This is a genomic window from Ameyamaea chiangmaiensis, from assembly GCF_013376175.1.
Taxonomy (GTDB): domain Bacteria; phylum Pseudomonadota; class Alphaproteobacteria; order Acetobacterales; family Acetobacteraceae; genus Ameyamaea; species Ameyamaea chiangmaiensis.
The window spans coordinates 1-8878 of the sequence record NZ_JABXXR010000115.1; the positions used below are offsets into that span (position 1 = coordinate 1).

General features: G+C 65.4%; 10 protein-coding genes. 4 read left to right on the forward strand and 6 right to left on the reverse strand.

All coding sequences use genetic code 11. From position 1 onward, the window contains the following. The coding region (locus HUK82_RS17205) for a hypothetical protein (RefSeq protein WP_394367499.1) at positions 1-220 on the reverse strand (220 nt) is incomplete at its 3' end. Continuing rightward, positions 220-1245 carry an AAA family ATPase gene (locus HUK82_RS12305; RefSeq protein ID WP_176614242.1) on the reverse strand — a complete coding sequence of 342 codons (1026 nt, stop codon included), beginning with the start codon at positions 1243-1245 and terminating at the stop codon, positions 220-222. The genes HUK82_RS17205 and HUK82_RS12305, both read right to left, overlap by 1 nt. A 179-nt stretch (positions 1246-1424) precedes the next feature. Between HUK82_RS12305 and HUK82_RS12310 the strand changes: the two genes are divergently transcribed. The 4 genes from HUK82_RS12310 to HUK82_RS12325 all read left to right on the forward strand — a co-directional run bounded on the left by HUK82_RS12310 (position 1425) and on the right by HUK82_RS12325 (position 5455). Beyond that, positions 1425-1994, forward strand: a complete 570-nt coding sequence (locus HUK82_RS12310) for a DUF1285 domain-containing protein (RefSeq protein ID WP_176614250.1) — start codon at positions 1425-1427, stop codon at positions 1992-1994. After that, on the forward strand, positions 1991-3187 hold the full coding sequence (locus tag HUK82_RS12315; protein ID WP_176614243.1) for a CCA tRNA nucleotidyltransferase: 1197 nt from the start codon (positions 1991-1993) through the stop codon (positions 3185-3187). Before HUK82_RS12310 ends, HUK82_RS12315 begins: the two co-directional genes overlap by 4 nt. Positions 3188-3251: 64 nt before the next feature. Next, on the forward strand, positions 3252-5048 hold the full coding sequence (locus tag HUK82_RS12320) for an ABC transporter ATP-binding protein (protein ID WP_373318275.1): 1797 nt from the start codon (positions 3252-3254) through the stop codon (positions 5046-5048). Between the two features lie 5 nt (positions 5049-5053). Beyond that, complete coding sequence (locus HUK82_RS12325) at positions 5054-5455, forward strand: NUDIX hydrolase (protein ID WP_212648036.1); 402 nt, start codon at positions 5054-5056, stop codon at positions 5453-5455. On the opposite strand, the gene HUK82_RS12330 is transcribed toward HUK82_RS12325, so the two are convergent. The 4 genes from HUK82_RS12330 to HUK82_RS12345 all read right to left on the reverse strand — a co-directional run. Further along, entirely contained in the window at positions 5443-5943 is a 501-nt protein-coding gene (locus HUK82_RS12330) for an RNA pyrophosphohydrolase (RefSeq protein ID WP_264802234.1), read from the reverse strand. The two genes, HUK82_RS12325 and HUK82_RS12330, sit on opposite strands and share 13 nt — an antisense overlap. Further along, positions 5940-6956 (reverse strand): divergent polysaccharide deacetylase family protein, encoded by a 1017-nt coding sequence (locus tag HUK82_RS12335; RefSeq protein ID WP_176614247.1) that lies wholly within the window; start codon positions 6954-6956, stop codon positions 5940-5942. The genes HUK82_RS12330 and HUK82_RS12335 overlap by 4 nt, the downstream gene beginning before the upstream one ends. Continuing rightward, a complete protein-coding gene (locus HUK82_RS12340; protein ID WP_176614248.1) occupies positions 6940-8367 on the reverse strand; it encodes a S41 family peptidase in 1428 nt (475 codons plus the stop codon). The genes HUK82_RS12335 and HUK82_RS12340 overlap by 17 nt, the downstream gene beginning before the upstream one ends. Positions 8368-8524: 157 nt before the next feature. Continuing rightward, positions 8525-8878 (reverse strand): murein hydrolase activator EnvC family protein (locus HUK82_RS12345; RefSeq protein ID WP_176614249.1); only part of this gene is annotated, 354 nt, incomplete at its 5' end.

The following is an 8878-nucleotide window of genomic DNA, read 5'->3' on the forward strand; positions in this document are numbered from 1 at the left end:
CGCCGTGGGTGCCGGCGGCGACCAGGGCTGCGATCCTGGCCGCCCGGACCGACAGGGCTGGAAACCGTGATGCGAGAGCGCGCGCGTCGCCGGTCTGATCGCGTCCCGGCGTGATCGCCGCGTGTCGTGCGGTTGTCCTGTCGGCGCCATACGATGGGTGGCGGAGGGGGCTGCGAAGACGTGCGGTGAAGCGGTCTTTCAGGCGCTGGGCGACTGTCATCAACCCAGGGTGGCGGCCAGACGGTCGATCACGCTTTCGACGGTGGTGCCGTCGGCGCGGGCCGCGAAGGTCATGGCCATGCGATGGGCCAGGATCGGCTGCGCCAGCGCGACGACATCGTCGATGCTGGGCGAGAGGCGTCCGTCGAGCAATGCCCGTGCGCGTGTCGCGAGCATCAGTGCCTGCGCGGCGCGCGGGCCCGGCCCCCAGGCGATCGTCTGGCGCACGGTCGTGTCCTGTGTGGTCTCCGGCCTGGCGTCCCGCACGAGGCGCAGGATGGCGTCGACGACTTTTTCTCCGACGGGCAACTGCCGGACCAGACGCTGAGTGTCGAGCAGATCGTCGCGTGTGAAGACGCAGCGCGCCTCGAACTGGCGTACCCCGGTGGTGGCCAGCAGCATCTCGCGTTCGGCCGCGGCCGAGGGAAAGGACAGGGGGATTTGCAGCATGAAGCGATCGAGCTGCGCCTCCGGCAGCGGGTAGGTGCCTTCCTGTTCGATGGGATTCTGCGTCGCGAGGACGTGAAACGGGGATGGAAGAGGATGGTCCACCCCGGCGACCGCGACATGTTTCTCCTGCATGGCCTGAAGCAGCGCCGACTGCGTACGCGGGCTGGCGCGGTTGATTTCGTCGGCCATCAGCAACTGGCAGAAGGCCGGGCCGGGGACGAATCGGAAACTCCGGTGGCCGCTGTCGTCCTCATCGAGAATTTCGCTGCCGGTGATATCGGACGGCATCAGGTCGGGCGTGAACTGCACGCGGCGCGACTCGAGACCCAGAACGCGGGCCGTGGTTGTGACCAGCAGGGTCTTGCCAAGCCCCGGCGCTCCGACGAGCAACGCATGGCCGCCCGCGAGGATCGTAACCAGCATCTGCTCGATCACGGCGTCCTGTCCGAAGACGCAGCGGCCGATTTCGCCGCGTATCGCCTGTAATCTGGCGCCCAGCCGGTCGGCGAGGGCGGCCGTCGCGGAGGCGTCCGGTCGCGAGGCGTCGGGGGCAGGGCTGTCGGAGAAAATGCTCATGGTCGCAATGTGACAGGTCCCGGGGTTTCATCAAGCGGGGTATGATTCCTATATGACAGCGAGAGGCCGGGACTGCGCAGCGCGGGGCGCGTGCCGGCCAGGACCAGAGCACAGGTTTGGACTGCGTTTTGACTGACGATCTCGACACCACGAACCCGCAGGTAACCTGCGGTGCCGACGTGACAGTCGGCCAAGAATCCGTCGATCCTTGCGGCGATGACGCGCGACGCAGGTTCTGTGGACCGCTGCCGTTCCTGATTCGCCGGGACGGCACGTGGCTCTATCGTGGCACGCCGGTGCGCCGAAAACCGATGATCTGCCTGTTTTCATCGGTGCTGACCCGGGACAAAGCGGGCCGGTATTGGCTTGACACGCCGACCGAGCATGGTTCGATCGACGTCGAGGATGTTCCCTTCGTGGCGGTCGAACTGGAATGGCGGGGGCAGGGGCGTTCACAGGTGCTGAGCTTTCGCACCAACGTGGACGAAACGGTGTGCGCCGGACCGGAGCATCCGATTCGGGTAGACTGGGACGTGCCGTGCGAGGGGTGCGGCACGGGACCCGTGCCCTATCTGCATGTGCGATCGGGGGAGGGGCGTTTCGCCATTGAGGCGCGCCTGTCACGCGCGGTGTATTACGAACTGGCGGCCCTTGCCGAGCCCGGGTGCTGCAATGGCGTGCCGTGTCTCGGAGTCTGGAGCCAGAGCCGGTTTTTCCCGCTTGCCCGTTTGCCGGCACCTGCGACATGACATCAGACCTCACTGGCGCCTTATCCGACCCGTCGCTTCGGAAGCTGTGGGACAGGCTCCCGCGTGCCCGGCTTGTCGGTGGTGTCGTACGTGACCTGCTGATCGGACGCGATGTCGCGGATATCGATCTCGCGACGCCGGAACCGCCGGATGTTGTGCAACACACGTTGGCGGACGCGGGCATCAAGGTCGTGCCGACGGGGATCGGTCACGGGACCGTGACAGCCGTGATCGACGGACGTCCATTTGAAATCACCACCTTGCGGCGGGACGTGGAGACGGATGGTCGCCATGCGACCGTTGCCTGGACGTCCGACTGGCGCGCCGACGCCGCGCGACGCGACTTCACCTTCAACGCCATGTTTTGTGACCGTGAGGGGGTGGTGTTCGACTATTTCGGCGGCCGGGAGGATCTTCTGGCCGGGCGGGTACGCTTCGTCGGTGATCCAGACCAGCGGCTTGCGGAGGACGCTCTTCGTCTGCTGCGCTATTTCCGTTTCCTTGGCCGGTTCGGACGTGAAGAGCCCGATCTTCTAACACTCGCCGCGATCAAGCGCGCCGTTCCACGGCTTGCGCGCCTGTCCGTCGAGCGCGTGTGGTCCGAACTCTCGCGTATTCTCGGCGGCCCTCGCGCATCGGAGATGAGCGCGCTGATGGGGCGTCTGGGCGTGCTTGATGCGCTGCTGCCGGGGGAGAGGACGCAAGGGCGTCTGGAGAGGACCGTTTCGTGCGGAGCGCCGGCAGATCCTGTTCTGCGACTGGGCGCTTTGACCACCGCGTCCGCAGACGTGCTCGGGCAGCGCCTTCGGCTGGCCCGGCGCGAGGTCGATCGTCTCAACGCGCTGCGCACTCTGCCGCCCGTGACCCCGACACTGGGCTGTGACGATCGGCGTCGGTTGCTGGCGTCTTTCCCTCCGGCCGCTGTTGTCGCTCGCAGCTGGCTTGCGCAGGGGGATGTCGTCGGCGCGCCTGACCCGGAGTGGGATCGTCTGAGGGGGTGGATTCTCGACTGTCCGGTACCGATGCTGCCCGTGGCAGGGCGTGACGTGGTCGCGGCTGGGGTGGCGGCCGGCCCGGCGGTCGGGGCAGTGCTGCAGGATGTTGGAGCCCGTTGGCGGGCCGGGGGCTGTGTCGCTGACCGACGAACGTGCCTTGTGTGGATACGGGAGGCGGTGGCGGCCCGGCCTTCGTGAATGTGAGAGCGGTCGTCTCTTTCGTGGTGTCGGCGTCGCCTGTAAAAGCGCAGCGATGAATGCCGTGACTCCCCCTGCCGCCGCGTCCGCTGGCCGTGCTGCTCCGCTGTCCTCCGCTTCCATGGCGGGCACCGAGCGCACGCGCGCCCTCATGCGCCGGCTGTGGCGTGACGATGTCACGCTGTACAAGGGACGCATCGTCTCGGTCGTATTGTTAACGGTGCTGATGGCCAGCCTGACGGCGTTGTATCCTCTGGTGATCCAGCGCGCGCTCGACATGTTCGCAGCCCACGATCCACGTATCCTGTATCAGGTGCCGGCCTTGGTGGTTCTGGTGACGGCCGCGAAGGCCGCGTCGCAATACGCACAGACCGTCTCGGTGCAGGGTCTTGTTCTGGTCGTGATCCGGGGTCTGCAGGAGCGGATGTTCACGCATCTGGTGGCCGCCGATGTGACGATGATCGAGCGTGAGGCGCCGGCGCAATGGGCGGCGCGCTTCACCAGCGATGCCGTCGCGATTCGTGAAGCCCTGATACGTGCGGTGAATTCGCTCGGCGATGTCGTGACGGTGGTGGGTCTCGTGATCTCGATGTTCTACATGGACTGGGAGTTGAGTCTGATCGCGGCCCTGCTCTATCCGCTTGCGGCGGTGCCGATCCAGAAGCTTGGTCGCAAGGTGCGTCGGGCATCGGGCGGGATGCAGGAGCAGATCGGCGAGACGTCGGCGCTGCTGAACGAGAGCTTTACCCAAGCGCGGACCGTCCGGGTTTATAACATGGAGCGCGATGAGCAGACCCGGGTCGAACGATCGCTCGATCTTTTGCATGCCGCGATGTTACGCATTGCGACGGGACGCGCACGGGTGGACCCGGTGCTCGAAGTACTCGGAGGCGCTGCGGTAGCGGCCGTTCTGGGCTTCGCGGGATGGCGCGCTGCCATGGGTGGCTCCACGCTGGGCAGTTTTTTCGGGTTTGTCACGGCCCTGCTGACCGCCTCGCGTCCGCTGCGGGCGCTGGGTTCTCTGAACGCCGCGTTGCAGGAGGGGCTTGCCGGGCTCAGCCGTATCTTTGCCATCATCGACACGCCCCCCGCGATCAGCGAGCGCGCCAGGGCACTGGCTATGCCGCCCGGGAAGGGGCATCTGCGTTTCGATGGTGTGGGGTACGTCTATGGGGACGGGCGTGTCGGACTGGAAGGCCTGACGTTCGAGGCCCGGCCCGGCTTGACCGTGGCGCTTGTCGGGCCGTCCGGTGCCGGCAAGTCGACCGCGCTGTCGTTGATCCCGCGCCTGCACGACGTGACGTCGGGGTGTATTACGCTCGATGGGGTCGATTTGCGTGAACTGAAGCTCGCGGAGCTTCGCGCGACGATCGCCTATGTCAGTCAGGATACGTTGCTGTTCGACATGTCGGTGGCGGACAATATTCGCGTCGGGCGGCCGGAGGCGTCGGAAGAGGAGGTTCGGGTGGCCGCGTATGCTGCTGCCGCCGATTTCGTCGATGCGTTGCCACAAGGTCTTAATACGCGGGTAGGTCCCGGAGGCCAGCGGCTGTCGGGCGGCCAGCGGCAACGCGTGGCGCTGGCGCGGGCGTTGCTGCGCGATCCGCGCCTGTTGTTACTCGATGAGGCGACGAGTGCCCTGGACAGCGAAAGCGAGGCCAAGGTCCAGTCCGCACTGTCCCGGTTGCGGCAGGGACGGACCACGATCATCGTGGCGCATCGTCTGTCGACCGTGCAGGCAGCCGACCTTATCGTCGTGATGCAGGAAGGAAAGGCCGTCGAAGCCGGTCGGCATGCGGAGTTGATGGAACGAGACGGGCTGTATGCGCGGCTGGTGCGCACACAGTCGCTGGCACTGTGAACGGCGTGATCACGATCGTCGCGGGTGTGCTGCGGCGGCCCGATGGCGCTATCCTGCTGGTACGGAAAAAGGGGACGGTGTGGTTCATGCTGCCCGGCGGCAAGCGGGAGGCCACCGAACACGATCTCGAAACGCTGCGTCGGGAACTCGCCGAAGAGTTGGGTTTTCGAAACGTGTCGATCAATGGCCTTCTCGGTCGCTTCGATGCTCCGGCTGCGAATGAGCCGGGCTGTTGCGTGGCTGCCTGCGTCTACAGTGTCGCGGTGACGGACGAGCCGACCCCGCTGGCGGAAATAGCTGAGCTGGTCTGGGTTCATCCGGCGCGACCCGAGTGGGCGTCCTTGGCCATCGCGCCGCTGGTCGCGGGGCCGCTACACGCCGTCATGTCGGGTGCTCAGTTCGGCTGAGCGTATGGCGCCAGAGCCGGAAGCAACGTGGCGTAGAGGTTGCGTTTGAAGCCCAGATCGAAATCGAACAGTCGTTCGGGGGCGATCCAGCGCCATGCGTCGAACTCTGCGGGCAGGTGGCAATCCAGTCGAATATCAGCATCCGCGCCCATGAACCGCAGGGCAAACCACTTCTGGGTCTGGCCGCGATACCGGCCGCCGAGTGCCTTGCCGATCAGATGGTCAGGGAGATCGTAGCGCAACCAGTCCGGATAAGACCCGATGATGGTGACGGCCTTCGTACCGATTTCCTCTTGGACTTCACGCAGGACGGCCTGATCCGGAACCTCATCTGTGTCGATCCCGCCTTGCGGGCACTGCCATATCCCTGAATCGGGATCCTTGTCGCTTGAAGGCATGTCTGAGCGGCGGGCAATAAAGAGATAGCCGTCGCGATTGAAGATCATGGCGCCGACGTTCGGTCGGTACGGCAGCGATTCATGAGTCACGGAACGGTAGTCTCCCTCAATGGCGCGGAGTCGGGTGTTTGACCGCTGCCAGTCGTCGGCGCGGACAGTGCGCTGACCGGCACGATAACGCCGCGATCGGGCGACAGGCGCGACGCCCAGTTCAGCAGTCTGTCCAGGAGGACGGGTGACAGCGCGCCCGTGACGAGAATGGCGCGCCCTTGGTCCTTGGCCATGTGCTCAAGCCTGTCCAAAGCGGCGTCGATGGTGTCCGCCCCCAGATCGTTGGTCAGACGAAGGATCGGCGCCGAGTCCGCTCCGGGCGGCGTTGAAACATTCAGGTATAAAAGGCCTCTCTGCCGAATTTCGCGCAGCGTGGCGTTGAAATCGGGTGATCGCGCATAGCCGTCGCCATCCAAACCGCCAGCCGCGTTCGTCACCCCGACATATTCTCCAAAGCGCGACAGTGACCAGTGCAAATTGTCCTGATTGACGGATGCACTGTGGTCGTAGCCGAGGGCGTTCGGCCCCTCATCGTTCGTTGCCGTGTTCGCCGGTTCCATCGGCAGGGACAGGAAGATTTCGTGACCGTGCGCGCGAACCGACCTTACCGTTGCCTCCGGATCGGGCAGGTAGGGAGACATGGCGACGCTGATCGGCGCAGGGAGGCGCTCGAGGGCCGTCTGGCTGAGCGTACCGTCAAGGCCGAAACCGTCGACCAGAATGGCGATCTGTGGCCTTCCGGGCACGACCACCGGTGAAGCCGCCGCATAACGGCGTGCCGCCATGGCCCCGTCGCGACCCATAATCGGCAATGTGTGCGTGGGGTCGTCCGGCAAAGGTTCTATGAGCGTCTCTCTGGGTACAGCCGTCGAGGGCTGGCGCGTCGCCGGATGAGAGACAGGTGGCGCATGCGGAGAGCGGAGGGCAAGGACGGACGCGACCGACAACGCACCCACACAGAGCAGACCGAGCCCCCCCCAGAACCCGATCAGGGCGCGCCCGACCGGGGGAATGGTGCTGCGGCGCGAGGCGTTCTCAGGGATGGCTGGCATCGTGTGTCGGCTTGGGGGCGGCGTCGGCAGGCTCCGGAAGGCCAGCCATGGCATGAATGACCTTGAGACCCTGCTGAAGCTGGAAATCGGTTGTCGGTTTCGTCAGGTCGAAGGCCGGCCAGTTCTGCGGCGGCGCGCCGGGGATCGACTTTGCGATCGGGGGCAGGTCGTCACGGGCAGGGGCCTGCGTCTGGTTACCGCCACTGTTGGAAATGATATGTGCCAGGTCGGCTTCGCGGATGCTGAAACCCGGATCCTCGGCTGTCTCCCGCACGCGAATGTCGGGCACGATCCCCAGACCCTGAATTGAACGACCTGACGGTGTGTAATAGCGCGCGGTGGTCAGGCGCACGGCGCCGTCACCGGGGATCGGCATTACGGTCTGGACCGACCCCTTTCCGAATGACTTTTCACCGATAAGAACCGCGCGGTGATGGTCCTGCAGCGCCCCGGACACGATCTCCGACGCGGATGCGGTACCTCCATTGATCAACACGACGATGGGCAGCCCCTCGGTAAGATCGGTGCCGCGGGCATCCCAGCGTTGGCTGTCGGCGGGGTGGCGCGCGCGCGTGGAGACGATCTCGCCGTCCTTGATAAATTCGCTGCTGACGTCGATCGCCTGGTTGAGCAGGCCGCCCGGATCATTACGAAGGTCAAGGATCAGGCCGGACAGTTTGCCGCCGGCCTGCGACTTCAGGCTGGCAAACGCTTTTTTCAGGTCGGCGTCGGTCTCCTCGTCGAATTCGGAGATGCGGATATACCCGATGCGGCCGTAGAGGGCCGACTTGATGACCTGAAGATGAATGATTTCCCGCGTCATGGTCACGGAAATCGGCTTTGGCGTCTTTTCCCGGATCAGCGTCAGGGTGATCGACGTGCCGGGCTTGCCACGCATTTTTTCCACGGCATCGTTAAGGGGGGTTCCATCGACATTCTTGCCGTCAATGGCGACGATGTAGTCCCCCGGCTTGATACCGGCGCGCGCCGCGGGTGTCCCGTCCACCGGCGAGACGACCTTGATGTGGCCGTCCTCTCCCTGAACCTCCAGCCCCAGTCCACCGAAGGACCCGGACGTCTTGATCCGCATGTCCGCGAACTGCTTTTCGGTCATGTAGGAGCTGTGGGGATCGAGCCCGCTGACCATGCCATTGAGGGCGTTGGTAATCAGGTCGCGGTCAGACACGGGTTCGACATAGTTGGCGCGGACCAGATCGAAGATGCTGCCGAACAGGGTCAGGAGACGATAGGTCTCCGCATGGTTGGTGGCCGACGGCGCGCCTGACACCGCCTGCGCCAGCGCGCGAGAGGTCAGAGAGTGATTGGGTCCTATCAGCCGGTTCAGTCCCGGGGCCGCCGCAACGCCTGCCAGGAATGCACTACCCAGCAGCAGGCCAGAACGGAATTTCATTGCGGTATCGTCTCCTGAGCGGCGCGGGCGAGTCCCGTTCCCGCGATTCGATGAAGCAGGGAGCACCCGTCAGGCACTGTCACCCTCATTGGTTACCATACACCTAAGAAGGTGCAGGTTAACCCGTCTGCCGCGGCACGGAAATAGGGCGCGCCCGCTATAGAAAGGGACGGGGATCGACGGTTTCCCGACCGTGGCGCAACTGGACGAACAATGCCGGGCGACGGGCGGAGGTGCCGGGCATGACGCCCACGGATGCGCCGCGCGCCACAGCCTGACCGCTGTCGACCCCAAGCGATCCGAGGCCGGCGAGGACAAATCGGTAGTGCTGGCCACAATCGAGAATGACCATCTGGCCGTAGGAGCGGAAGTCGCCGGCGAAATCCACCCGCCCGGTGCAGGGCGCGCGGACGTTGCCCCCGGGCGCCGCCGCGTAGGTTATGCCCGATGCCGGGCCGGCGTCGGTGCTTGCCCCCCACGCGGTCAGAACGCTGCCGGCGACCGGGCCTCG

Bases quoted from the DNA above. Each gene is read 5' to 3' on its own strand.
- HUK82_RS12305 (WP_176614242.1), bottom strand. From the start codon at position 1,245: ATGAGCATTTTCTCCGACAGCCCTGCCCCCGACGCCTCGCGACCGGAC.
- HUK82_RS12315 (WP_176614243.1), top strand. From the start codon at position 1,991: ATGACATCAGACCTCACTGGCGCCTTATCCGACCCGTCGCTTCGGAAG.
- HUK82_RS12335 (WP_176614247.1), bottom strand. From the start codon at position 6,956: ATGCCAGCCATCCCTGAGAACGCCTCGCGCCGCAGCACCATTCCCCCG.
- HUK82_RS12340 (WP_176614248.1), bottom strand. From the start codon at position 8,367: ATGAAATTCCGTTCTGGCCTGCTGCTGGGTAGTGCATTCCTGGCAGGC.